Source organism: Actinomadura barringtoniae, from assembly GCF_017573505.1.
GTDB classification, from domain to species: domain Bacteria; phylum Actinomycetota; class Actinomycetes; order Streptosporangiales; family Streptosporangiaceae; genus Spirillospora; species Spirillospora barringtoniae.
This window is the reverse complement of the sequence record NZ_JAGEOJ010000014.1, coordinates 266,228-291,004: the sequence shown is the minus strand read 5'-3', so window position 1 is coordinate 291,004 and position 24,777 is coordinate 266,228. Positions and strand designations below refer to the sequence as shown.

The window sequence follows — 24,777 nt, the reverse complement described above, 5'->3', positions numbered from 1 at the left end:
TCCGGGTCACAGCGCATCATCACGATGGGCCCATGAGAGCCACCCACCCCCTCGTGGCCGCCGCCGGACTCGCGATCGGCGCGTCCCTCGTGGCAGCCCCCTCCGCCCAGGCCGCCCCCTCCGCCTCGGCCGCCTCCGCCTCCGCCTCCGCCTCCGCCTCGGCCGCCTCCGCCTCGGCCGTCGGCTCGGCCTCGGCCGCTTCCGCCTCGGCCGTCCCCTCCGCGTCCGCCCAGGCCAAGGCCTGCTCGCCGGTCGCCGTTCCGGGCGCGGAGAAGCAGGTCACCGCGTGCCTGGACGACCTCACCACGGCCGGCACGGTCGCGTCCGGCCACACGATCCCCGGCGACTGGGCCGGGCTGCACCCGCCCGGTGCGCGCAACCCGAGCGGCGTGCCCGGCACGCAGATCGACGGCTACTTCCCCGACACCTCGACGTTCAACACCGCGCACGGCTGGAACCACGACTCCCAGTTCGTCATCCGGCTGCCCGAGCACTGGAACGGCGGCCTGGTCGTGGCCGGGTCGCCGGGCGTCCGGGGCCAGTACGCCAACGACTTCGTCATCTCCGACTGGGTGCTGGCCAAGGGCTATGCGTTCGCGGCGACCGACAAGGGCAACGTCGGCGCCACGTTCTATGAGGACGGCAGGAAGCCCGGGGACGCCCTGGCCGAGTGGAACGACCGCGTCACCCAGCTGACCAAGGCGGCCAAACGCACGGTCGCCCGCTACTACGGCCGCACCCCACGCCACACGTACGCGGCGGGCGTCTCCAACGGCGGTTATCTGGTCCGTTGGCAGCTGGAGCACAACCCGGAGCTCTACACCGGCGGCGTGGACTGGGAGGGCACGCTCTGGCGGGAGGACGGGCCCAACCTCTTCACGTTCCTGCCGAAGGCCCTGGACGGCTACACCAAGGGCGACACTGCCGAGATCGAGGCCGCCGGTTACCCCGCCGCCTCGTCGTTCCTGTGGGACTACCACTACAAGGTCTACTGGGACCTCACCCAGCGCATCTACCGCCAAGAGGTCGACCCGGCCTATACGGGCGCGGAAACCGCCTACGACTACGCGTCCCGCCCCCACTCCGTGCACAAGGCCGTACGGAGGATCTCGCTGAACGGGCGCATCGGCCGTCCCCTCATCACCCTGCACGGCACGCTCGACTCCCTGCTGCCCATCTCGCAGGACTCCGACGTCTACGACCGCCTCATCAAGGCCCAGGGCCGCGATCGCCTGCACCGCTACTACCGCATTGAGGGAGGCAACCACGTCGACGGCCTCTACGGCACCTACCCCGACAAGCTTCGGCCGATCCTGCCCTGCTTCCGCACCGCCTTCACCGCGCTCGAAGGCTGGACCACCAAGGGCAAGACCCCGCCACCGGACAAAACACTCCCCCGCCCGGCCTCGGGCGACCTCGCCAACGAATGCTCCCTCGGAGGCACCGGATGAAGTCCCTGCTCGCGTCCCTGCTCACCGCAAGCCAACTGACCGCCCCCGCCGCGGCCACCCTGCCCTCGTACAACATCAGCACTCGGTACGTCGCGGGTGTCTCGTCTGGCGGCTACATGGCCAACCAGCTGCACGTCGCCTACTCGGGCACGTTCGCCGGGGCGGGCATCTTCACCGCCGGGGCCTACGACTGCGCGCAGGGTGACACCACGACAATCACCGCGCAGCTCGCCTGTATGAACACTCTCCAGCCTCGCAAGACCCCCGCCTACCTGGAGCAGGAGACCCGCGACCGCGCCACGGCCGGGACCGTCGACCCGGTCTCCAACCTCTCGGGCGACCCGGTGTACCTCTACCACGGCACCAGCGACAACACCGTGAAGCAGGCGGTCAACGACGACCTCGCCACCTACTACAGCGACCTCGGCGCCTCCGTCGTCTATAACAAGACGACCGCGGCCGGGCACGCGTGGGTGAGCCCGCTCGGGCCCAACTCCTGCTCGCTCACCGCGTCCCCGTACATCAACAAGTGCGGCAACGACCCGGAGCGCGAGATGCTCGGCAAGCTCTTCGGGTCGGTCAACGCGCCCGCCTCGACGCCCGGCGGGCAGCTCGTGCAGTTCGACCAGAACGCCTACGCCCCCGGCGGCAGCGCGAGCGCGATCAGCATGGACTCGCGCGGCTTCGTCTACGTGCCGAGCACCTGCGCGTCCGGCACGGCCTGCCGCCTGATCGTCGCGCTGCACGGCTGCCAGCAGTACTACGGAACGGTCGGCGACGCGTTCATCAAGAAGGCCTACCTGAACGAGTACGCCGACACCAACGACACGATCGTCCTCTACCCGCAGGCCACCACCGCGACGGGCAACCCGAACGGCTGCTGGAACTGGTGGGGCTACGGTGGCGACACCCGCTACGCCCAGCACGGCGGCAAGCAGATCGAGGCCGTCATGGCCATGACCCGCGCGCTGGGCTGACCCGCGCGCCGGGCCGACCCGTGACCTAGATCGCCTTTCCCGGATTGAGCAGGCCGTCGGGATCGAGGGCCTGCTTGATCTGGCGATGGACGGCCAGGGTGTCGGGGTCGAACTCGCCGTCCAGCCAGGGCCGCTTCAGCACGCCGACGCCGTGCTCGCCGGTGAGCGTGCCGCCCAGCTCGATCGCGGCGGTGAAGATCTCGTCGGCGGCGGCCTGGACGGGCGGCGGCGGGCCGGTCAGGCCGCGGTCGAAGACGAACAGCGGGTGCAGGTTGCCGTCCCCGGCGTGCGCGACGGTCATGACCCGCACGTCGTGCCGGGCGGCGGCGCGTTCGATCCGTTCCATCATCTCGGGCAGCCGGGAGCGGGGCACGCACACGTCCTCGACCAGGCAGTTCCCGAGGCGTTCGGCGGCGGGATAGGCCATCCGCCGCACCTCGAGCAGCGCGGCGGCCTCGGCCTCGTCGGTAGAGGCCGCCGCGAACTCCGCGCCCGCCTCCTCGCAGTGCCGGACGAGCTCGGCGGCGGGGCACTCGGGCCCGTCGGTCTGCGCGATGATCACGGCGGCGGTGTCGGCGTCGAGGTCGATCCGGCGATAGTCGTCGATGGCGCGCAGCGTCGCCCTGTCGATCAGCTCCAGCAGGCTGGGCCGCAGCCCGGCGCCCATGATCGCGGCCGCGGCGGCGCCGGCCGCCGTGAGCGACCCGAACGAGGCCAGCACGGTCACCGGGGCATCGGCGGGCGCCGGGCGCAGCCGCACGGTCGCGGCGGTGATCACGCCCAGCGTGCCCTCGGACCCGACGAACAGGCCGGTCAGGTCGTAGCCGGTGACGCCCTTGACCGTGCGCCCGCCGGTGCGGATCACCCGGCCGCCCGCGAGCACGACCTCCAGGCCGAGCGCGGAGTCGCGGGTCACGCCGTACTTCACACAGCGCAGCCCGCCCGCGTTGGTCGCCAGGTTGCCGCCGATCGTGGAGATCTCGTGGCTGGACGGGTCGGGCGCGTACATCAGCCCGTGCTCGCGCGCCGCCCGGTCCAGGTCGGCGGTGATCACGCCGGGCTCGACCACGGCGAGCTGGTCCTGCGGCACGATCTCCTGGATCGCGGTCATCCTCGCCAGGGACAGCACGACGCAGCCGTCGGTGGCGGTCGCTCCCCCGGCCAGGCCCGTGCCGGCGCCGCGCGGTACGACCGGGACGAGGTGCTGCCGCGCCCACTTCATGACCGTGACGACGTCGGCGGTGTCGCGGGCGAGCACGACCGCGGCGGGCTTGCCCGGGGCCGCGTAGGTCTGGTCGCGGGCGTAGGCGTCCATGGCGTCGGGGTCGGTGATCAGGCGGCCTGCCGGGAGCAGTGCGCCCAGCGTCTCAACGGGGGGCTGGCTCACATCCACCTTCGTATCAGCTAGAAACGCCCACAATATTCCGGATAGCGGAACGTATTTCCGCATTACAGGCAACCAGCAGATCGCCGGGCGCGTCAACCGTCCGGCCCGGCACCTAGACCACCGGCTGGTCGAGCTCCTCGGAGAGGATGGCGCGCAGGCGCGTGGCGACCTCGGTCAGCTTCGCCTTCGGGAACCGGTCCTTGGGCGCGGTGACGCTCACCCCGGCCGACGGCGTGGCCTTGCCCAGGAAGACCGGGACGGCCGCGCAGCGCACGCCCTCCTCGTTCTCCTCCAGGTCAAGGGCGTAGCCGCGCTCCCGGATGGCCGCCATCTCCTCGGCCAGCCGGGCCGGCGAGGTGATCGAGTGGCGGGTGACGGCGCGCAGCTCGTGCGCGGAGGCCCACAGCTTGATCGCCTCGTCGGTCGGGTAGGTCCAGGCCAGCAGGGCCTTGCCGACGCCGGTGCAGTGCGCGGGGTTGCGGCCGCCGATCACCGAGGTCATGGTGAGCGGGTGGATCGCCTCGACCTTGTCCACGTAGATGATCTCCGCGCCCTCCAGCACGGCCATGTGGGTGGTCTCGTTCAGCTCCTCGCGCAGCCGCAGCAGCACGGGGTGCACCAGCGCGCGCAGGTCGATCCGGTCGTAGAAGCGGAACGCCGCGGCCAGCATCTCGGTACCGAGGAAGTAGGGGCCGTTCGGCTCGGGCTGGGCCGCGAAGCCGCGGTGGCGCAGGGCCCCGAGCAGGCGGTGCAGCGAGCTGCGCGGGATGCCGGAGCGGACCGCCAGGTCCTCCAGCGTCACTCCCCGCCCGTGCTCGGACAGCAGCTGGAGGATGCGCAGCGCACGGTCGACGCTGCCCACCGGCGACTCACTCTTCGACATGAGGCCCTCTCTCAGATCTTTCCGCCATACGGAATGCTAGCCCACGATACGGATGCCCTGCTACATTCGCCGCGTGATGAAGGCACTGGTGTTCACCGCACCGAGTGTGGTGGAACTGCATGACATCGACGAACCGTCCGTGAAATCCGATGAGATCCTGGTCGAGGTGGCCGCCGCCGGCATCTGCGGCAGCGAGCTGCACGGCGTGCGCACCCCGGGCTTTCGTACCCCGCCGCTGGTGATGGGGCACGAGTTCGCCGGAACGACGATCGACGGCCGCAGGGTGGCGGTCAACCCCATTCTTTCCTGCGGCACCTGCGACCTGTGCGTCCGGGGCCGCAGCCAGCTGTGCCGCCACCGGGCCCTGATCGGCGTGCACCGCCCCGGCGGGTTCGCCGAACGGGTGGCCGTGCCCGCGTCGGCCGTGCACGTCCTGCCAGCCGGCATGTCCTGGACGGCGGCCGGGCTGGTGGAGCCGATCGCCTACGCCGTCCACACCTGGAACGTTGCACAGGTGCCCGAGGGCGCGCGGGTCGGCGTGATCGGCTGCGGCACGATCGGGCTGCTGTGCATGCAGCTCGCGCGCGGCCGGGGCGCGGCGACCGTCGCCGCGGCCGACCTGTCCGACCGCCGCGCCGCCGTCGCCGCCCGCCTCGGCGCCGACGTCGCGGGCCCGGCGCTGAGCGGCGAGTTCGACGTGATCTTCGACGCGGTGGGCTCCCCCGGCACCCGCGCCGCCGCCCTCGCCCACCTCGCGCCCGGCGGGACGGCCGTCTGGCTGGGGCTGCTGTCGGCCGAGTCCGGGTTCGACGGCGCCGACCTGGTCCGCGCCGAGAAACGCGTGCTCGGCTCGTTCGGCTACACCGACGCGGAGTTCGCCGCCGCCGTGGATCTCGCGGCAGAGTGGGACCTCAGCTGGGTGAACACCTTCCCCCTCAGCGACGGGGCGCGGGTGTTCACCGACCTGATGAACGGCGGGACCGAGCCCGTCAAGGCGCTCCTCGCCCCCTGAGACCCCTTGAGGCCCCTTGAGGCCTCTGAGGCGCTTTGAGGCCACTGAGGCGCCTTGAGGCCCGTGAGCACGGAAGGAGACGGCTCATGAACGTCAGCGAGGGCTTCCGCGAGCTGGCCGTGCCGCCCGGGATGGTGGGCGTCTGCGCGCTCGGCCAGGCCGGATTCCTGATCAAGGGGTCGGGCGGAACGGTCGTGGCCGTCGACCCCTACCTGTCGGACCGGCTCGCGACCGACTCGGAGTTCGGGCCGCCCGGACGCTGGGCGCGGCGCTTCCCGCCACCGTTCGGCCCCGGCGAGCTCGACGCCGACGTGGTCGTGATCACCCACGAGCACGCCGACCACTTCGACCCGGTGACGCTCGGACCCGCCTTCGAGCGTCACCCGTTCCAGCTCGTCGCCCCGCCCGTCCTGGCGGACGACGCCACCAGGCTCGGCGCCGCGTTCCGACCGGCGCACGCGGGCGAGCCGCTGGAGGTGGGCGGCGTCCTCGTGCACCCGGTCCCGGCCGCCCACTCCCCCGAATACACCGGGCCCGCCTGCTACGACGTGATGGTGCAGGACGGCGCGCACCGCTTCCTCGGCTATGTCATCGAGGTCGAGGACGGCGTGACCGTCTACCACGCGGGCGACACCGTCCTGCATCCCGAGATCGACCGGGCGCTGGCGGGCCTGCGGCCGCGCGTGGCGCTGCTGCCGGTGAACGGCCGCGACCGCATCCGCGAGGAGATGGGGATCGTCGGCAACCTGACCGTACGGGAGGCCGCGCACCTGGCGGCCCAGGCGGGCGCGCGCTGGCTGATGCCGAGCCACCACGACCTGTTCGCCGTGAACGCCGAGTCGGTCACGACGTTCGTCGACACGCTCGACCGGCAGTTCCCCGACCAGGAGTACCTCGTTCCCAAGGTCGGCCGCCCGGTCGTCCTGGGCGTCTGAGAGGAGAACCGTGTCCGTCCCCTATGAGGAGATCGACACCCCGGCGCTGATCGTCGACCTGGACACCGTGGCGGCCAACATCGCCGAGATGGCCGGCGTCATGGCCCGGAACGGCGTACGGCTGCGCCCGCACATCAAGACGCACAAGATGCCCGAGATCGCGCGCCTTCAGCTGGAGGCCGGCGCGGCCGGGATCACCTGCGCCAAGCTCGGCGAGGCGGAGGTGATGGCGGACGCGGGCTGCGACGACATCCTGCTCGCGTTCCCGCTGTGGGGGCGGCCCAAGCTGGAGCGCATCGCCGCACTGCGCGAACGGGCCCGGGTGCGGGTCAGCCTCGACTCGGTCGAGGTCGCCGAGGGCCTCGGCGGCGTCGGCGGCGCGTCGCCGGACGATCCGATCGAGGTGTTCGTGGAGGTCGACACCGGCCTGCACCGGCTCGGCCGGCCACCGGGCGTCCCGACGGCCGAGCTGGTCGCGGCCGTACGGAAGGTGCCGGGCGTAAGCGTCGCCGGGCTGCTCACACACGCGGGCCACTCCTACCGTTCGACCTCGCTGGACGAGCTGCGCGCGGTCGCCGAACGCGAGGTCACCGACCTCACCGAGACGGCCGAGCTGTGCGGCGGCGAGCTGGAGATCAGCGTCGGCTCCACGCCCACGTCCCGTTTCGGCGCGGCCGTGCCGGGCGTCACCGAGATCCGCCCCGGCACCTACGTGTTCAACGACGCCACCATGATCCGGCTCGGCGTCGCCACCGAGGCCACGGCCGCCGCGCGGGTGCTGACGACGGTGATCGCGCGCCCGGCGCCCGACCGGTTCGTGGTGGACGCGGGCAGCAAGTCGCTGACCTCCGACGGCGCCGGCACGCCCGGCTGGATCATGGTCGCCGGTCGGCCGGAGCTGTCGATGCGGTTCCTCAGCGAGGAGCACGGCATCGGCCGCTGCGCCGCCGAGACCGCCGGACCCGAGATCGGGGAACGGCTGGAGCTCATCCCGAGCCACGCCTGCCCGGTCTCCAACCTCTTCGACACGGCGTACGGGGTGCGCGGCGGGCGGCTCGACCACGAGCTCGCCGTCGCGGCCCGGGGGAAGGTGCGGTGATGCGCGGGCTGACCGGAAGGACCGTCCTGATCACGGGCGGCAGCAGCGGGATCGGCGAGGCCGCGGCCCGCCGGTTCCTGGAGGAGGGCGCGCGAGTCTTCATCTGCGGGCTGGACCGCGTCAAGGAGGTCGTGGACGAGCTGTCGGCCCTCGGCGAGATCGCCGGAACGGTCTGCGACGTCAGCAGGGAGGACGACGTCGCCCGCCTGGTCGCCGAGGCGCGGGCCGCGCTCGGCTCCGTCGACGTCCTCATCAACAACGCCGGGACGTCGCGCCGCGACGCGTTCCTGGAGATCGCCCCGGAGCACTGGGACAAGATCATCGCGGTCAACCTGCGCGGCATGTTCCTCGTCGGCCAGGCGGTGAGCCGGCTGATGGTCGAGCGCGGCACCGGCGGCGCGATCGTCAACATGGCCTCCACGAACGCGCTCGGCGGCGAGGAGGACTACGCGCACTACAACGCCTCCAAGGGCGGCGTGCTGCTGCTGACCAAGACCATGGCGGTCGAGCTCGGCAGGCACGGCATCCGGGTCAACGCCGTGTGCCCCGGCTACATCAGGACCCCGCTGAACGCATCCATCGAGGCGACCCTCGACCCCGACTTCGTCGCGGCGTACCAGCGCGACCACATCCCCCTGGGCCGGGCCGGGCAGGCCGCGGAGGTCGCCTCCGCGTACGCCTTCCTGGCCTCCGACGACGCCTCCTTCGTCCACGGAGCCGAGCTGGTCATCGACGGTGGCCAGCTCGCCATCATGTAAGGGAACGCGGAGACCCCCATGGCACGCATCGTCTTCATCGGCGCCGGCAGCGTCGAGTTCACCAAGAACGTCCTGTCCGACCTCCTCACCCTCCCCGGCCTCGAGACCTCCACGCTCGTCCTGCACGACATCGACGCCGACCGCCTCGCGACCGCCGAGGCCATGGCGCGCTGGATGGTGGGCCACCTCGGGCTGCCCGCCAGGGTCGAGGCGCACACCGACCGGCGGGCCGCCGTCGACGGCGCCGACTACGTCATCAACGAGATCGCGGTCGGCGGGTTCGCGGCGACGCGGATCGACTTCGAGATCCCAGCCCGGTACGGGCTGCGCCAGACGATCGCCGACACGCTCGGCATCGGCGGGATCTTCCGGGCGCTGCGCACCATCCCGGTGATGGTGGCGCTCGGGCACGACCTCGCCGAGCTCGCCCCGCACGCGCTGCTGCTCAACTACACCAACCCGATGTCGATGGTCCCCCGCGCGGTCTACGACGGGACGCCGTTCCGCAACGTCGTGGGCATCTGCCACTCGGTCCGCGACACCCAGGCGCGGCTGGCGGGACTGGTCGGCGTCCCCGAGGACGAGGTCTCGTTCGTCACCGCCGGGGTCAACCATCAGGCGTTCGTGCTGAAGTTCGAGCACCACGGGCAGGACCTCTACCCGCGGCTCGCCGCGGCGGTCGACGCCGACCCGGCGCTGCGGCGCACCGTGCGCGCCGAGGTCTTCACGCGGTTCGGGCACTTCCCGACCGAGTCCAGCGTGCACGGCTCGGAGTACCTGCCGTGGTTCCTGCACCACGACGACCAGGTCGAGCTGTTCCGCATCCAGGTCGGCGCCTACCTGGAATGGTCACGGGAGAACCTGGACACCTACGAGGGGACCCGCCGCCGCCTCGCCGCCGGTGAGGGCGTGACGGTCGAGCCGATGTCGGAGCTGGCCTCGGAGATCATCCACTCGATCGAGACCGGCACGCGCCGGATCGTCCACGGCAACGTGCACAACGAGGGGCTCATCACCAACCTGCCCGGCGACGCGTTCGTCGAGGTGCCGTGCGTGGTGGACCGGGCCGGCGTGCAACCGACCCGCGTCGGCGCGATGCCGCCGCAGCTCGCCGCGCTGAACCGCACGTTCCTGAACGTGAGCGACCTGACCGTGCGGGCGGCGCTGGAGGGGCGGCGCGACCATGTTCACCACGCGGCGATGCTCGACCCGAACGCCGCCGCCACGCTCACCCTCGCCCAGATCCACGACCTGGTCGAGGACATGATCAAGGCTCACGGGGACGCGCTCCCCGAGGGCGTCCGCTGAGCCCGCCGATGGAGCTGAGCGACTACAGGCCCCGGCCGCGGCTGCGCGTGCCGGGGTCTCGCGTTCCGCGCGCGGCCGTCCCGGCGATCGACGCGCACAACCACCTCGGCCGCTGGCTGACCGGTGACTGGGCCGTGCCGGACGTCGGGCGGCTGCTGGCCCTGATGGACGCGTGCGGCGTACAGAAGATCATCAACCTGGACGGGCGGTGGGGTCCGGAGCTGCGCGACAACCTCGACCGCTACGACCGCGCTCACCCCGGCCGGTTCGTGACGTTCTGCCACGTCGACTGGAACGACCTGGGCGGCGCGGCGACGAGCCTGTGCCATTCGGTGATCGAGGGCGCGCGCGGGCTGAAGGTCTGGAAGGACCTCGGGCTGCACGTGCGGGACGACTCCGGGCGGCTCGTGCTGCCCGACGACGAACGGCTGGGCGAGCTGTGGGACACCGCGGCCGAGCTCGGCATCCCGGTCGCGATACACACCGCCGACCCGATCGCGTTCTTCGATCCGGTCGACGAGCGCAACGAACGCTACGAGCAGTTGCTCGCGCACCCGGACTGGTCGTTCGCCGACACCGACCGCTTCCCGCGTTTCGAGCAGCTGATGGACGCCCTGGAGACCCTCGTCGCGCGGCATCCCGATACGACGTTCATCGCCGTGCACGGCGGCTGCCAGGCCGAGGACCTCGGCCGCGTCGGGCGCATGCTCGCCGACTACCCGAACCTGCACATCGACATCGCCGCGCGCATCGCCGAGCTCGGCCGCCAGCCGCGCGCGACCCGCGAGCTGATCCTGCGCTTCCCGGACCGGGTGCTGTTCGGCACGGACGAGATCCCGCCGGACGCCGACGTCTACGGCATCCACTTCCGCTTCCTGGAGACGGCCGACGAGTACTTCCCGCATTCGACGGAGGACCCGCCGCTGATGGGGCGCTGGCACATCAGCGGCCTAGACCTCCCCCCGAACGTTCTGGAGAAGGTCTACGCCGCCAACGCCAACCGTCTTCTCAACCTGTGACCCTCAGCCCTTGACCGCGCCTGCCAGGGCCTGAACGAAGCGGCGCTGGCCGATGAGGAACACCAGCAGGACCGGGACGGTGGTCAGCACCGTCCCGGCCATGATCTGCGGCCAGTCCGCACGATGTTGCCCCTGGAAGGTGGCCAGGCCCGCCTGCACGGTGTAGTTCTCCTTGGAGGAGATCGCGACCATCGGCCAGAACAGGTCGTTCCACGCGTAGATGAACGTGATGACCGCGAGCGCCGACAGCGCGGGGCGGGCGACCGGCAGCACGACGCGGAAGAACACGCCCCAGCGGGAGCAGCCGTCCATCCGCGCCGCCTCCTCCAGCTCGCGCGGGAAGTTCTGGAAGAACGAGGTCATCAGGTAGACGCCGAGCGCGGACGCCAGCTGCGGAGCGATCAGCGCACCGAGCGTGTTGATGAGATGCAGCTTGTGGAAGATCAGGAACGTCGGGATCACGGTCAGCTGGAACGGGATCAGCGTGGTGGCGATGACCAGCACCAGCGCGGCCCGGCGGCCCACGAAGCGCAGCCGCGCGAACGCGTACCCCGCCATGCTGCACAGCACGACCTGCGACACCACGATCGCCAGCGACACGATCACGCTGTTGAGGAACCAGCGCGGGAACTCCGAGTCCGACAGCAGCTGCCGGTAGCCGGTGAGGTTCACGCCCGGCGGGATCAGCGGCGGCGGGAACCGGTTCAGCTGCGCCTTGGTCATCACCGACGCGCCCAGCATGTAGACGAACGGGATCACCATGAGCAGCGACAGCGGCAGCAGCACCAGGTGACGCGGGCTCGGCAGCCGCCGCCGAGGTGTCGGTTCGGCGATGGTCACGTCGGCGGTGGTCACAGCAGGAACCCCTTCCGGCGGCCGAAGACCAGGCCGACGACGATGGCCACCAGGCTCGCCACGAACAGCGTGTAGGCGACCGCGGCGCCGTAGCCGGCGGTGAAGTACTCGAAGGCCAGCTGCCAGACGTAATAGACGATCGTGATCGTGGAGTTGACCGGCCCGCCCTTGGTGGTGGTGAGCAGCAGGTCGAAGAACTGCAGGCAGTCGATCAGTCCCCAGACCGCCAGGAACAGCGAGATGGGCCGTACGCCCGGGATGATGATGTGCCGGAACGTGCGGAACGCGCCCGCGCCGTCGATCGCCGCGGCCTCCAGCACCTCCTGCGGGATCTCCTGCAGCGCGGCCAGGTAGATGACCACGTTGAACCCGAACTGGGTCCAGATGAAGATCCCGGTGATGACGAGCATCGCCTGCGACGGGTCGTCCAGGAATCCCTGCGTGGGCAGCCCGGCCTGCGACAGCAGCCCGTTCACCACGCCGAAGTCCTTGTCGAAGACGAACGCCATCAGCAGTCCCTCGGCGGCGGCCGAGGCGACGAACGGGACGAGGAAGCACGCGCGGTAGAACCCGATGCCCCTGATCGGCTTGTTCAGCAGCAGCGCGACCGCGAGCCCGAGCAGCAGCGAGATCGGGATGTAGAGCGCGATCAGCTCCGCGGTGTTGCGGATCGACTTCCAGAACACCGGGTCGTGCGCGAGCGCCTTGTAGTTGGCGGTTCCGACGTTCTGCCCGCTCGTGACCAGGTCGGAGTCGGTGAGCGACAGCCGGAACGCCCAGCCCATCGGCAGCAGCGAGAAGCCGAGGACCAGCAGTGTGGAGGGCCCGGCGAACGACCAGCCGGCGGCCTGGTCGGCCAGCCGCCGGCGCCGCCTGCCGCCTCCGCCACCCTGCTTGCGGTCAGGCCGTGTCGAGGTCCTGCGGCGGTCCCTGCGGTCTCCCTTGGTGACGATCGCGGCGCTCATTGGCCGGGCACCGCGAGCAGCGCGTCGGACTTGCGGGCGGCGTCGTTCAGCGCGCTCTGCGGGTCGGACTTGCCGAGCATGACCGAGGCCATGGCGTCGGCGACGAACGCCGAGACCCGCGGATACTTCGAGGTGACCGGCCTGATCTGCTTGGCGTCGGCGAGGTTGTCGGTGACGATGCCGATGCCCGGATACTTCTTGACGAAGTCCCGGTAGCCGGGCAGCTTGACGATCGACCGGCGGGTCGGCAGCGAGCCGGTGTCCATCATCCAGACCAGTTGCTGCTGCGGCTGCGTCAGCCAGGTGAGGAACTCGGCGGCGGCCTTCACGCGGCGCGTCCCGTGGTCGAAGACGGCCCAGTTGTCGGGGCCCGAGACCGTCTGATGGTCGCCGTTCGTGCCGGGCAGCCGGGCGATGCCGTAGTCGATCTTCGCGGCCTGGACGTCGGGCAGCACCCACGGTCCGGACAGGAAGAGCCCGAGGCGGCCCGACTCGAAGAGCTTCTGCCCCTTCTCGGCGGGGCTGGAGTCCAGGTAGACCGACTTGTCCTGCACGGCCATCTGCTGGAGGAGCGTGAGGGCCTGCACGCCCGGCGCCGCGTTGAAGGCGGCCTTCTTGTTGTCGGGCGACAGGATCGCGCCGCCGCGCTGCCACACCAGCGGCCACAGCGCCCAGGTCGTCTCCTCGCCGCCGCTGACGGCCCAGGTGGTGCCGTACATCTTGGTCTTGGCGTCGGTGAGCCTGGCCGCGTACGACCTGAAGTCGTCCCAGGTCCAGTCGGGCGGGGGCGGCTTCAGGCCCGCCTTGGCCAGCATCTTCTTGTTGTAGAGGACGGTGAGGTCGTCGACGACGGCCGGGAAGCCGATCACCTTGCCGCTCACGGTCGCGGTCTGCCGGGTGTTGGGCCAGAAGTCGTCCCAGCCGACCGCCGGGCCGCCGAGGTACTTCTTCAGGTTGGGGACCTTGGGGCTGCGGGCGAGCGCGGCGCCCCACGACCCGTACATGTAGGCGATGTCGGGGTAGGTGCCGGCGGCGAACGCGGCGGTGACCTTGGGCAGCATCGTGTCGGCGGTGGCGCCGCCGGAGTCGCTCTTCACCCTGATGCCGGGGTGGGTCTTGTTGAACGAGGCGATCAGCTTCTCGATCGACCGGGCGGCCATGTCGTCCTGGCCGTGCCAGATCGTCAGTTCGACGGGCCCGCCCGCGTCCCCGCCGCCGGAGGACGAGGAACAGGCGGTGGCGGTGCCGAGGAGCACCGCGGTGAGGATCGGGACGAGTTTCTTCAACGGGACTCCTCCGTCGAGACTCTGTTTTCCACGATACGGAATGCTATTCCGGATTGCGGCAAAGCTAGCAGCGGCTTCCCGTGCAGGTCAAGACCCCGTAAACCCGACGATCTGGACGTACGACCGCGCCCGGATGGCATCCTTAGGCGGTGAGCGCACGAACGATCTCCCCCGTCCTGGTGGGCCGGCCCACCGAGCTCGCCCTGCTCGAGGACGCGCTGCGCGCCGCCGAGCAGGGAACACCGGGCGCCGTGCTGGTCGGCGGCGAGGCCGGCGTCGGCAAGACCAGGCTGACCAAGGAGTTCGGCGCCCGCGCCCGGGCCGGTCAGGCGCGCGTCCTGGTCGGCGGCTGCCTGGAGCTCGGCGCCGACGGCCTGCCGTTCGCCCCGTTCACCGCGGCGCTGCGCGAGCTGGTCCGGGAGATCTCGGTCGAAGGGGTGGCCGAGCTGCTCCCCGGCGGCTCGGCGAGCGGCCTGTCCCGGCTGCTGCCCGAGTTCGGCGAGCCGGACGGCGACATCTCCAGCGGGCAGGCGCGCGCCCGGCTCTTCGAGCTGGTGCTGACCCTGCTCGAACGGCTCTCCGAGGCCTCGCCCGTCGTCCTGGTGATCGAGGACGCGCACTGGGCCGACCAGTCGACCCGCGAACTGGTCACGTTCCTGATCCGCAACCTCGGCGGCAGCACCCGGCTGCTGATCGTCATCACGTTCCGCACCGACGAGCTGACCCGCTCACACCCGCTGCGCCCGCTGCTCACCGAGCTCGACCGGGCCGAGCACGTGCACCGGATCGAGCTGGCGCGCCTGCGCCGGGACGAGGTCACCGAGCTCGTCGCGAGCATCCTCGGCGAGGAGGGCCCGCCGCAGATCGTCGACGAGATCTTCGCCCGCAGCGAGGGCAACCCGCTGTTCGTCGAGGCGCTGCTGGACGCCGGGTCGGGCGCCGAGCTGCCCGGCTCGCTCCGCGACCTGCTGCTCGCCGCCGTTCAGCGGCTGCCCGAGGACACCCAGGAGATCCTGCGGGTCGCGAGCGCGGGCGGCGCGCGCATCGAGCACGACCTGCTCTCGGCCATCGCGGGCCTGGACGAGATGACCCTGACCCGCGGGCTGCGGCCCGCCGTCGCGGCCAACGTCCTGGTCGTCGAGGGCGACGGCTACTCGTTCCGGCACGCCCTGATCCGCGAGGCGATCCACGACGACCTGCTGCCGGGCGAGCGCACCCGCCTGCACGCCCGCTACGCCGAGTGCCTGTCGGACGAGGTGCCGGGCGAGGCGCGCGCCGTGGAGGTCGCGCACCACTGGTTCATGGCGCACAGCACGGTGAAGGCGCTGGTCAGCGCGTGGGACGCGATCGGCGCGACCGAACGTTCCCTCGCCTACGCCGAGTCCCTCCAGATGGCCTCGCGCGTCCTGGAGCTGTGGGACGAGGTGCCGGGCGCCGCCGAACGCATCGGCGCGACGCACGCCGAGGTGCTGGAACGGGCCGTCAAGCTCGCCTCCGACAGCGCCGACTCCGAGCTCGGCATCAAGCTGGCGACGGCCGCGCTCAAGGAGGTCTCCGACCCGCTCCGGGTGGCCCGGCTGCTGGAGCTGCGCGGCCAGCTCGCCATGCAGATCGCCCGCCCGGAGTCGCTCGTCGACCTGCGGGAGGCGGCCCGGATCGCCCCCGCCGACCCGCCGAACGCGACGCGTGCCCGGGTGCTCGCCACCCTCGCTATGCACCTGGACCACTACGCCGACCCGGCCACCGACGCCGAGTCCGACGCCGCCGCCGAGGAGGCGCTCGCGATCGCCGAGGAGGTGGGCGAGCCCTCCGTCCTCATACAGATCAACCTGCGCCGGTCCTGGCTCAACATGTTCCGCGACGACGACGTCGACGCGGCGCTCGCCCTCCTGGAGACGGCCCGGGTGCAGGCGGAGGAGGCCAAGGCCTACCGCGCCGTCCTGCGCGCGATGATCAACAAGTCGGACGTCATGGAGGCGTACGGCATGCACGAGGAGGCCGCCGACGCCGCCCGCCGGGGGCTGGCGCGGGCCGAGGAGGTCGGGCTGTCCAGGACCAGCGGCTCCGTCCTCACCTTCAACCTCGTCGAGCCGCTGATCTCGCTCGGCCGCTGGGACGAGGCGCTCACGCTGCTGGAGCAGTCGCTACGCCATCTGCAGCCCTCGGTGTACCGGGGCGGCCTGTGCTTCCTGGCCGGTGACCTGGCGGTGGCGCGCGGCGACCTCTCCCTCGCGGCCGACTACGCCACCGCCGCCCGCGGCCTCATCGGGCACGGAACGGTGGCCAAGGCCCAGGACCTCTTCCCCGTCTGCCGTGTCGAGGCGCTGATCCTGCTGGCCCGGGGCAAGCCCGCCGAGGCGTTCGAGACCCTGCGGCCCGTTCTGGAGGAGCGCGGCCTGCGCAACTCCTCCCGCTACGGCCTGCCCGCCCTCATCGTCGCCGCCACGGCCTGCTCGGAGACCGGTGACACCGAGGCGCTGGAGGCCGTCCGCACCCGGACCTCCCAGCTGCGCGTCTACGGCCCTGTCGAAGAGGCCCATCACCTCACCTTCGAGGCCGAGGCCGCCCGTGCCGAGGGCCGGCTCGACAAGCCCGCCTGGGAGGCCGCGGCCCGCGCCTGGGACGCGCTCAACCGGCCGTACGACCTGGCCCAGGCCCTCTACCGGCAGGCCGAGGCCACCGCGGCGGGCGGCGACCGCGACTCGGTGGCACCCGCCCTGCAGCGGGCCGCGCAGCTGGCCGATGGGCTGGGCGTCACGCCGCTGCTGGACCGGATCAACGACCTGGCCCGGCGTACCCGCGTCAGCCTGGGCGGCTCCGACATCACCGCCGAGGCGCCCCGCCTGGGCCTCACGCCGCGCGAGGAAGAGGTCCTGCGCCTGGTGGCCGCCGGGCGCAGCAACCGCGAGATCGCCGAAGGCCTCTTCATCTCCGTGAAGACGGCCAGCGTGCACGTCTCCAACATCCTCGCCAAGCTGGGCGTCTCCAGCCGGGGCGAGGCCGCCGCCAAGGCCCACGGCCTCCACCTCTTCGAGGACTAGCCTTCCCGAGGCCTATCGGTAAGTGTAGACTAACCGTTCGTGGCGACTAACGGATCCGAAGACGAGGTGTGGAACGCCCTGGGCGATCCCACCCGGCGGGCCATCGTCGAATGCCTCGCCGAACGGCCGCGCGCCGTCGGAGAGCTCGCCGACGAACTGCCGGTCAGCAGACCTGCGGTATCCCAGCATCTGAAGGTGCTCAAGAACGCCGGCCTGGTCTCCGAGCGCACCGCCGGCACCCGGCGCATCTACCGGCTCAACCCCGAGGGCGTGGCCGCCCTGCGGGACCAGCTGGAGACGTTCTGGAACCGGACCCTGGCGGGTTTCCAGGAGATCACCGAAGATCGAGCGCAGGAGGAGTCATGACCCAGGCGGCGAACGCGGTGGTGCGTCGGCAGATCGTCATCGGCGCACCGGCCGAGCAGGCGTTCAAGACCTTCACCGAGCGGTTCGGCGACTTCAAGCCGCCCGAGCACAACCTGCTCGGCGCGCCCATCGCCGAGACCGTGTTCGAGGGCCGCGTCGGCGGCCACATCTACGACCGCGCCGAGGACGGCACCGAGTGCCACTGGGCGCGCGTCCTGGCCTTCGAGCCGCCGGACCGGGTGGTGTTCAGCTGGGACATCGGCCCCCAATGGCAGCTGGAATCCGACCTGGAGAACGCCAGCGAGGTCGAGGTCCGGTTCATCGCCGAAACCCCCGAGCGCACCCGGGTCGAACTGGAACACCGCAACATCGACAGGCACGGCCCCGGCTGGCAGAACGTCGCCGACGGCATCGGCGGCGACGGCGGCTGGCCCCTTTACCTGGACCGCTACGCGGGGCTCTTCCGCTGAGGTGGTGCACTCACGCTGAGGTGGATGCGCTTCCGCTGAGGTGGTGCACTCACGCTGAGGTGGGTGCGCTTCCGCTGAGGCAGCGAGGCCGGGACCCGCCGCAGGGCCCCGGCCCACGGCGAATCAGGCCTCTACAGGCTTGGTCCCGTCGGTGGCCGGCGGCGTGAAGACGCCGAACTCGTTGCCCGCCGGGTCGAGCAGGTGGGCGAACACCAGCCCGTCGTCGGTGGTCTTGGGCGGCACCACGACCTTGCCGCCCAGCTCCTCGGTCTGCTTGACCGCGGTCGCCACGTCCCGCACGACCACCATGAAGATGGCGTGGTTCTGCGCGGGGTCGGCCACGGTGGCGAGGCCGCCCGACGGACCCTCCGAGCCCTTGGCCGTGACGAGGTCGTAGCCGCCGCCGACGTTCGGGTCCGCCTGGAACGACCAGCCGAACAGCCGCCCGTAGAACGTGCGTGCCGCGTCGGGGTCGGTGGTGCCCACCTGGAACCACGCGACGCTGTCGAAAGCCGGTCCTGACATGGGTGTCTCCTTCGTCTCCTTGAGGTGAGACCCACGATCCGGGACGGCCGCGACAACCCTGTGTCGGTGTTTCTCAGACGAACTCGAGCGCTCTCACCACGATCCCGTCGGGGCTGTCGGTGATGTCCTCGAACCGGTGGTCGGGCGAGGTCTCCTCCAGCAGTCCCGCCCGGCGCACACGGTCGATCCGGAACACCCGCGTGCCGCCCCTCAGCCGGCACCAGCCGATGAGGTACCAGCCCCGCTCGCCGCCGGTGAAGGCGACGGGCTCGACGTCGCGTTCGGTCTCGGCCCCCGCGCCGTCGACGTAGCTGATCCGCACCACGCGCCGGGCGGACATCGCCTCCTCCAGCACCGCGGGCACCGAGACCGGCTCCTCGCAGTCCTCGCGCGTCAGGAACCGGATCCGCCCGGCCAGCTCCCGCGCCGAGTCGCCGTCGGCCGCCGACATCGCCGCCACGATCTTGTGCAGCGCCGTCCGCGCGGAACGGGAGAACGGCGAGCCCTCGGCCCGTCCCAGCGTGATCGCCAGCGCCACCGCCTCGGCCGGCGTGAAGTTCAGCGGCGGCAGCGTACGGCTCTTGTCCAGCGTGTAGCCGCCCCCGCGGCCCACGTCGGCGTAGATCGGCACACCGCCCTGCTGCAGCGCGCCGATGTCGCGCTCGATGGTGCGCACGCTCACCTCGTACCGCGCCGCGAGCTCCCGCGCGCTGACCCGCCGGGGCGCGCACGCGCGAAGTTCCTCTACCAATGCGTACAGCCGGTCGGTCCGGTTCACCCGGCGACCGTACGCCCCGCCACCGACATTCCCGAGCCGCTACCGTCGGCCCATGGACCTGGTCGACTCAGGCACGCTCATGAGCTGGGTAAAGGCGATGTCGGACCTGGGCCCGCGCTTCACCGGCGGCCATGCTCATCGCCGCTATGTGGACCTGGTCGAGGCGCAACTGCGGTCCTGCGGCCTGACCGTGGGCCGCCATCCCGTCCCCATCAACGCCTGGGAAGCCGGCGCGTGGTCCCTGACGGTCGAAGACGTGGGCGGACGAACGCACCGTCTCCCGTCGTCGTACCGCCCGTACTCAGGCCAGACCTCCAGTGACGGCGTGCGGGGCGAACTCATCGAGGTCGGCGCCGGCCAGCCCGCCGACTACGAGGGCAAGGACGTCCGAGGCCGTGTGGTCGTCGCGGACTATCCCCTGCCGCGCATGCCGTTCGGCGCCGTCTTCCCACTGGCCGACTACATTCACCAGCCCGAGGACCTGCGGAACGAGGACTACACGCGCCTCTGGCAGACCGTTCCCGCCCAGCTGTCTCTGGACCTGGCCCGGCAGCACGGCGCCATCGCGATGGTCGACATCATCGACCTCCCGCCCGACCACACCCGGCTGCAGTACTCACCGCATCAGCAGCCACAGTCCGGCCTGCCCGCCCTGCATCTGGACCGCGTCGAGGGCCGTCTCCTACGCGACCTGATGAGAGCCCCGGCCAAGGCCACCGTGACGCTCACCGCGGCAACCCAACGCACCACGATCGACTACCTGACCGCGGAGTTGAAGGGCAACGGCTCGCTCCCCGGCGCCGTCATGGTCGGCACCCACACCGACGGCCAGAACGCCATAGAGGAGAACGGCGTACCCGCCGTCCTAGCGCTCGCCCGTTACTTCGCCGCCCTGCCCCAAGCCTCGCGTCCGCGCGACGTCCTCTTCGTGCTCTCGCCCAACCACATGACCGCGCACAACCACACACCGGACCTGCGCACGTGGCTGGAGCAGAACCCGGCCCTCCGCGACCGCATCGTCGCCTGCCTGGTCCCCGAACACCTGGGCGCCCAGGGCTGGACCGAGAACGGCCCCACAGACCGTTCCGAACCGGCCGTCCTGGGCACCGGCAACAGCGACGCCCTCACCGCCCTGGTCATCGACCAGGTGAAGGAGCACGACCTGGCCCGTACCGCCGTCCTCAAGCCGTTCAACGACGGCCTCTACGGCGAGGCCACCTACCCCTACCGACTAGGCATCCCCACCGCCACGCTCATCAGCGGCCCTGCCTACCTGGTCCAAGTGGCTCCCAACGGCCATCTGGACAGGATCGACCCCGACCTCATGCACACGCAGACCGTCTTCCTGGCGAGCCTCCTGACGAACATGCTCGCCCTTCCCACCTACTGACGCAGGTAGGTGTCAGAGGGAGTCGAGGAAGGAGATCAGGGCTTCGTTGACTTCCTTGGGGCGCTCCTGCTGGGTCCAGTGGCCGCAGCCGGGGAGCCAGATGGGCTCCTGGAGGTTGGGGATGAAGTCGGTGAGCTTGGCGATGCCCTCGCGCGCGTTGGGGGCGGCCACCACCATGTCCCGGTCGCCCACGATGTAGAGCGCGGGCGGGAGGATGGGGGCGCGGTGCCAGGCTGCGGTGAGCTCCCAGTTGCGGTCCATGTTGCGGTACCAGTTGACCGGGCCGAAGAAGCCCTTGCCGTCGTACTCGCGGACGAAGGCGGCGATGTCCTCTTCGGTGAGCCAGGAGGGCAGCTCGTCGGGGGCCGGGCAGACGTCGACCATGCTGCCGCCCTCGGGGATGATCGGGACGATGCCGGGCGAGTCGCCGGAGGCCGCGTACAGCATGCGGCGGAACGTGTCGGTGAGGTCGCGCTCGAAGCCCTCTTCGGGGAGGTCCGGCTGCTGGAAGAAGACCATGTAGAAGCCGTCCCCGAACATCCTGCGCATGATCGGGATGGGCGGCATCGAGCCGCGGGGGCGGTGCGGGACCGAGAGGGAGGCGACGCCGCGGATGAGGTCGGGGCGCAGCTGGGCGGCGCCCCACGCGACCGGGGAGCCCCAGTCGTGGCCGACGACCACGGCGTCCTCCTCGCCGAGCGGCTCGATCAGGCCGATCGCGTCGCCCACCAGGTGCAGCAGCGTGTACTGGTCGACCTGGTCGGGGCCGCCCGTACGGGCGTAGCCGCGCTGGTCGGGGGCCACGGCGTGGTAGCCGGCCTCGGCGAGGGCGACGAGCTGGTGGCGCCAGGAGTACCAGCACTCGGGGAAGCCGTGCAGGAGGAGGACGAGGGGGCCTTCGCCGGCCTCGGCGATGTGCATGTTCAGGCCGCTGGTGGACTTCACGAAACGGTGGTTGATCTCGGTCATCCCACTGCCGTCCTTAGAGTCGGTTGATCTCGACGCTATCCGGCCCCGATGAAATATGGGTGACCGGGAATGCCCGTCTTGGTCACTGGTTGCTTGATGAAACGGTCAGGCGCCGTCGCCGCGCGTCCAGGCGAGCAGGTCGGCGGCGGAACGGGTGTTGACGATCTGCTCGGCGGTGACGCCGCAGCGCGCGGCCCGGTCGCAGCCGTACGGCTGCCAGTCGAGCTGGCCCGGCGCGTGCGCGTCGGAGTCGATGGAGAACCGGCAGCCCGCCTCGACGGCCAGGCGCAGCAGACGCTTGGGCGGGTCGAGCCGTTCCGGCCGCGAGTTGATCTCCACGGCGACGTCGTAGGCCGCGCAGGCGTCGAAGACCAGCTGCGCGTCGAACTCCGACTCCGGCCGCAGCCCGCCCCGTTTCCCGCCCGCCTTGACGATGCGGCCGGTGCAGTGGCCGAGGACGTTCACCCGCGGGTTCGCGATCGCCGCGACCATCCGCTTGGTCATCGCGACCTTGTCCATGCGCAGCTTGGAGTGCACGCTCGCCACGACCACGTCGAGCCGGTCGAGGAGGTCGGGCTCCTGGTCCAGCGTGCCGTCCTCCAGGATGTCGACCTCGATGCCGGTGAGGATGCGGAACGGGGCGAGCTCGGAGTTCAGCTCGGCCACCACGTCCAGCTGCCGCCGGAGCCGGTCGGCCGACAGCCCGTTGGCCACCTTCAGCCGCGGCGAGTGGTCGGTCAGCGCGAGGTACTCGTGGCCGATGCCGCGCGCCGCCTCGGCCATCTCCCGGATCGGCGAGCCGCCGTCGGACCAGTCGCTGTGGGTGTGCAGGTCGCCCTTGAGCGCCGAACGCAGCGCCGCGGCGGCCTCGTCCACCGGCTCGCCCTCGGTCGCCTCCATCCGCCGCAGGTAGACCGGGGTCTCACCGCGCAGGGCCTCCTCGATGACCAGCGCCGTGACCTTGCCGATCCCGGCGAGGTCGGTCAGCGTCCCGGCGGCCGCGCGGGCCGCCAGCTCGTCCGGTGGCGTCTCCGCCACGAGGTCGGCGGCCTTGCGGAAGGCGCGCACCCGGTAGGTCGGCTCGTGCGCGCGCTCCAGCAGGAAGGCGATCCGGCGCAACGCTTCGACGGGCTCCACGCTCCGCACCGTACCCAGGTATGACGAGACGTGTCGCACCACGGTGGCATTCGGGGCGGGCGCGGGCGCTCTAGCCTGGGCGTATGGCCAGCGAGACCACCGGCTTCGGCGAGACCGTCCGGATGATCGTCCGGCCGGTCGCCGCCGCCGCGCTGACCGGCCGGGCGGACCCGCCGCCCGCCGACCGCCCGTGGCCGGCGGGCCTGCGCTGGACCCGGTACCTCGGGATCGGCAGGCTGCGCTTCGGCGCCGTCATGCAGCTGGTCGACCTCGGCATCGCGACCGCGGTGCTGTTCGGCTCGTTCGCGGTGCTGCAGAACGAGTCCAAGCGGATGGGCCCGCACACCGGCAGCCCCGGCCAGGCCTTCCTGTTCTTCCTGATCGCGCTCGGCGCCGCCGTGCCGCTGGCCCTGCGGCAGCGCCATCCGCTGGCCGCCTGGCGGATCATCGCCCTGGCCATCGCGCTCGGCACACCCGAGGTGCACCGGTGGATGACCACCCCCTACCTGCCGGGCGCGGCCGTCGCGGCGGTCATGATCCTCTATTCGGTGGCCGTGCGCTGCTCGCGCGACATCACGGTCGGGGTCGCCCTGATCTCGATCGGCGGCGCCATCGCGCTGTCGCCGCGGTCCGGGGCGGGCGCGGGCGCGCTGATCCTGCTGCCGCTCCTGGTCGGGTTCGTCGTACGGCAGCGCGAGACGGCCCGGCGCGACCTGCTGGAACGCGAGGAGTCCACCCGGCGCGAGCTCGCCGAGCAGGAGCGGCGCCACCGCGACGCCGAGGCCGTGCTGACCGAACGCCAGCGCATCGCCCGCGAGCTGCACGACGTGGTCGCCCATCACATGTCGATGATCGCGATCCAGGCGGAGGCCGCCCCGTACAAGGTCGACGACGTGCCCGAGGAGACCCGCAAGGACCTCGCCGAGATCCGCGGCACCGCGCTGGACGCCCTCAACGAGCTGCGCCGGATCCTGGGCGTGCTGCGTTCGGAGGACGGCGCCGAGACCGCCCCGCAGCCGAGCCTGGACCGCCTCGACGAGCTGGTCTCCGGGGCCCGCCAGGCCGGGCTGACCGTGACGTTCGAGGAGAAGGGCGAGCGCGGCCGGGTGCCGCCGGGCTACGGCCTGACGATCTACCGGATCGTTCAGGAGGGCCTGAGCAACGCCATGCGCCACGCGCCGGGGGCGGAGGTCGCGGTCGCCGTCTCCTACGCCGACGACGCCGTACGGATCGCGGTGATCAACGACCCGCCGCCCGCTCCCCCGCCCGGTGTGGACGCACCGGACCGCGCGGACGAGCCGGACGGCGTGGACCCGCCGGACGGCGCGGGCGGGGGGCACGGGCTGATCGGCATGCGGGAACGGGCTGCCATGCTGGGCGGGGAACTGGACGCCGGGCCTACGCCCGAGGGCGGATACGCGGTACGGGTGACGCTGCCCGTGGAGAAGCCGCCGGTCGAGAAGGGGACGCCGTGACGATCAAGGTCGTGATCGTCGATGACCAGGGCATGGTGCGGACCGGTTTCGGGGTCCTGCTGAACGCCCAGCCGGACATCGAGGTGGTCGGCGAGGCCGTGGACGGGGCGGAGGGCCTGCGCACGATCGCCGAGCTGCGGCCCGACGTGGTGCTGATGGACGTCCGGATGCCGGTCATGGACGGGCTGGAGGCCACCCGGCGGCTGCTGGCGGGCGACGGCGAGGTCCCGAAGGTGCTGATGCTGACCACCTTCGACCTGGACGACTACGTCTACGAGGCGCTGCGGGCCGGAGCCAGCGGCTTCCTGCTGAAGGACGCCTCGGCGACCGAGCTCTCCGACGCCGTACGGGTCGTCGCGGCCGGGGACGCCCTGCTGTCCCCCTCGATCACCAAGCGGCTGATCGGGGAGTTCTCGCGGCTCGGCGGCCCGAAGGGCCCGTCACGCAAGCAGCTCGACGACCTGACCGAGCGCGAGACCGAGGTGCTGGCCCTGGTCGCCAGGGGCCTGTCGAACGGCGAGATCGCGGCCGAACTGGTGGTCGCCGAGCAGACCGTGAAGACCCACTTCGGCCGCATCCTGATGAAGCTCGGCCTGCGCGACCGCCCGCAGGCGATCGTCTACGCCTACGACGTGGGCCTCGTACGCCCCGGGGACTGACCGCGGCCGGCCCGCATCGGCCCCCGGTAGAC

At 71.5% G+C, this 24,777-nt stretch carries 23 protein-coding genes; 14 read left to right on the top strand and 9 right to left on the bottom strand.

Translation table 11 applies throughout. The features are described from left to right. The first annotated feature begins 32 nt into the window (after positions 1-32). Together J4573_RS32870 and J4573_RS32865 are read left to right on the top strand one after the other, a co-directional pair. Positions 33-1,451: a tannase/feruloyl esterase family alpha/beta hydrolase gene (locus tag J4573_RS32870; protein WP_208259810.1), complete on the top strand. Its 1,419-nt coding sequence runs from the start codon at positions 33-35 to the stop codon at positions 1,449-1,451. Further along, a complete protein-coding gene (locus J4573_RS32865; RefSeq protein ID WP_208259809.1) occupies positions 1,448-2,428 on the top strand; it encodes an extracellular catalytic domain type 2 short-chain-length polyhydroxyalkanoate depolymerase in 981 nt (326 codons plus the stop codon). Before J4573_RS32870 ends, J4573_RS32865 begins: the two co-directional genes overlap by 4 nt. A gap of 25 nt (positions 2,429-2,453) precedes the next feature. On the opposite strand, the gene J4573_RS32860 is transcribed toward J4573_RS32865, so the two are convergent. Then, a complete protein-coding gene (locus J4573_RS32860) occupies positions 2,454-3,815 on the bottom strand; it encodes an FAD-binding oxidoreductase (RefSeq protein WP_307797077.1) in 1,362 nt (453 codons plus the stop codon). A gap of 112 nt (positions 3,816-3,927) precedes the next feature. Then, positions 3,928-4,698 (bottom strand): IclR family transcriptional regulator, encoded by a 771-nt coding sequence (locus tag J4573_RS32855; RefSeq protein ID WP_208259807.1) that lies wholly within the window; start codon positions 4,696-4,698, stop codon positions 3,928-3,930. A gap of 76 nt (positions 4,699-4,774) precedes the next feature. On the opposite strand from J4573_RS32855, the gene J4573_RS32850 reads away from it, so the two are divergent. The 6 genes from J4573_RS32850 (at position 4,775) to J4573_RS32825 (ending at position 10,829) form a co-directional block, all read left to right on the top strand. Beyond that, positions 4,775-5,710 carry a zinc-binding dehydrogenase gene (locus tag J4573_RS32850; protein WP_243773964.1) on the top strand — a complete coding sequence of 312 codons (936 nt, stop codon included), beginning with the start codon at positions 4,775-4,777 and terminating at the stop codon, positions 5,708-5,710. Between the two features lie 86 nt (positions 5,711-5,796). Then, entirely contained in the window at positions 5,797-6,645 is an 849-nt protein-coding gene (locus tag J4573_RS32845; protein WP_208259805.1) for an MBL fold metallo-hydrolase, read from the top strand. Between the two features lie 10 nt (positions 6,646-6,655). Next, positions 6,656-7,744: an alanine racemase gene (locus J4573_RS32840; protein WP_208259804.1), complete on the top strand. Its 1,089-nt coding sequence runs from the start codon at positions 6,656-6,658 to the stop codon at positions 7,742-7,744. Further along, entirely contained in the window at positions 7,744-8,502 is a 759-nt protein-coding gene (locus J4573_RS32835) for an SDR family NAD(P)-dependent oxidoreductase (RefSeq protein ID WP_208259803.1), read from the top strand. Before J4573_RS32840 ends, J4573_RS32835 begins: the two co-directional genes overlap by 1 nt. An 18-nt stretch (positions 8,503-8,520) precedes the next feature. Continuing rightward, entirely contained in the window at positions 8,521-9,810 is a 1,290-nt protein-coding gene (locus J4573_RS32830; protein WP_208259802.1) for an alpha-glucosidase/alpha-galactosidase, read from the top strand. Between the two features lie 8 nt (positions 9,811-9,818). Then, positions 9,819-10,829, top strand: a complete 1,011-nt coding sequence (locus J4573_RS32825; protein WP_208259801.1) for an amidohydrolase family protein — start codon at positions 9,819-9,821, stop codon at positions 10,827-10,829. A 3-nt stretch (positions 10,830-10,832) separates the two neighbouring features. On the opposite strand, the gene J4573_RS32820 is transcribed toward J4573_RS32825, so the two are convergent. Genes J4573_RS32820 through J4573_RS32810 form a run of 3 tightly spaced genes read right to left on the bottom strand, consistent with a single transcriptional unit; the run spans position 10,833 to position 13,935 of the window. After that, positions 10,833-11,684, bottom strand: a complete 852-nt coding sequence (locus tag J4573_RS32820; protein ID WP_208259800.1) for a carbohydrate ABC transporter permease — start codon at positions 11,682-11,684, stop codon at positions 10,833-10,835. Beyond that, complete coding sequence (locus J4573_RS32815) at positions 11,681-12,649, bottom strand: carbohydrate ABC transporter permease (RefSeq protein WP_208259799.1); 969 nt, start codon at positions 12,647-12,649, stop codon at positions 11,681-11,683. The genes J4573_RS32820 and J4573_RS32815 overlap by 4 nt, the downstream gene beginning before the upstream one ends. Further along, positions 12,646-13,935: an ABC transporter substrate-binding protein gene (locus tag J4573_RS32810; protein ID WP_208259798.1), complete on the bottom strand. Its 1,290-nt coding sequence runs from the start codon at positions 13,933-13,935 to the stop codon at positions 12,646-12,648. The genes J4573_RS32815 and J4573_RS32810 overlap by 4 nt, the downstream gene beginning before the upstream one ends. 149 nt (positions 13,936-14,084) lie before the next feature. On the opposite strand from J4573_RS32810, the gene J4573_RS55540 reads away from it, so the two are divergent. From J4573_RS55540 to J4573_RS32795, 3 genes are read left to right on the top strand one after another with little or no spacing between them, the layout of a single operon-like run. Next, positions 14,085-16,976, top strand: a complete 2,892-nt coding sequence (locus J4573_RS55540) for a helix-turn-helix transcriptional regulator (RefSeq protein ID WP_208259797.1) — start codon at positions 14,085-14,087, stop codon at positions 16,974-16,976. Positions 16,977-17,015: 39 nt separating this feature from the next. Further along, positions 17,016-17,342, top strand: a complete 327-nt coding sequence (locus J4573_RS32800; RefSeq protein ID WP_208259796.1) for an ArsR/SmtB family transcription factor — start codon at positions 17,016-17,018, stop codon at positions 17,340-17,342. Continuing rightward, on the top strand, positions 17,339-17,812 hold the full coding sequence (locus J4573_RS32795) for an SRPBCC family protein (RefSeq protein ID WP_208259795.1): 474 nt from the start codon (positions 17,339-17,341) through the stop codon (positions 17,810-17,812). Before J4573_RS32800 ends, J4573_RS32795 begins: the two co-directional genes overlap by 4 nt. A 123-nt stretch (positions 17,813-17,935) precedes the next feature. Here the strand turns inward: J4573_RS32795 and J4573_RS32790 are convergent, their stop codons facing one another. Next, positions 17,936-18,337 carry a VOC family protein gene (locus tag J4573_RS32790; protein WP_208259794.1) on the bottom strand — a complete coding sequence of 134 codons (402 nt, stop codon included), beginning with the start codon at positions 18,335-18,337 and terminating at the stop codon, positions 17,936-17,938. A 73-nt stretch (positions 18,338-18,410) separates the two neighbouring features. After that, entirely contained in the window at positions 18,411-19,115 is a 705-nt protein-coding gene (locus tag J4573_RS32785; RefSeq protein WP_208259793.1) for a helix-turn-helix transcriptional regulator, read from the bottom strand. Between the two features lie 52 nt (positions 19,116-19,167). On the opposite strand from J4573_RS32785, the gene J4573_RS32780 reads away from it, so the two are divergent. Then, positions 19,168-20,505 carry a protease-associated domain-containing protein gene (locus J4573_RS32780; RefSeq protein WP_208259792.1) on the top strand — a complete coding sequence of 446 codons (1,338 nt, stop codon included), beginning with the start codon at positions 19,168-19,170 and terminating at the stop codon, positions 20,503-20,505. A gap of 12 nt (positions 20,506-20,517) precedes the next feature. On the opposite strand, the gene J4573_RS32775 is transcribed toward J4573_RS32780, so the two are convergent. Beyond that, positions 20,518-21,474: an alpha/beta fold hydrolase gene (locus J4573_RS32775; protein ID WP_208259791.1), complete on the bottom strand. Its 957-nt coding sequence runs from the start codon at positions 21,472-21,474 to the stop codon at positions 20,518-20,520. Positions 21,475-21,579: 105 nt separating this feature from the next. After that, on the bottom strand, positions 21,580-22,611 hold the full coding sequence (locus J4573_RS32770) for a PHP domain-containing protein (RefSeq protein ID WP_208259790.1): 1,032 nt from the start codon (positions 22,609-22,611) through the stop codon (positions 21,580-21,582). A gap of 83 nt (positions 22,612-22,694) precedes the next feature. Here J4573_RS32770 and J4573_RS32765 point away from each other — a divergent pair, with 83 nt between their 5' ends. After that, a complete protein-coding gene (locus J4573_RS32765) occupies positions 22,695-24,086 on the top strand; it encodes a sensor histidine kinase (RefSeq protein ID WP_243773905.1) in 1,392 nt (463 codons plus the stop codon). Beyond that, positions 24,083-24,745, top strand: coding sequence for a response regulator (locus tag J4573_RS32760; protein ID WP_208259789.1), 663 nt, complete (start codon positions 24,083-24,085; stop codon positions 24,743-24,745). Before J4573_RS32765 ends, J4573_RS32760 begins: the two co-directional genes overlap by 4 nt. Positions 24,746-24,777 lie beyond the last annotated feature (32 nt).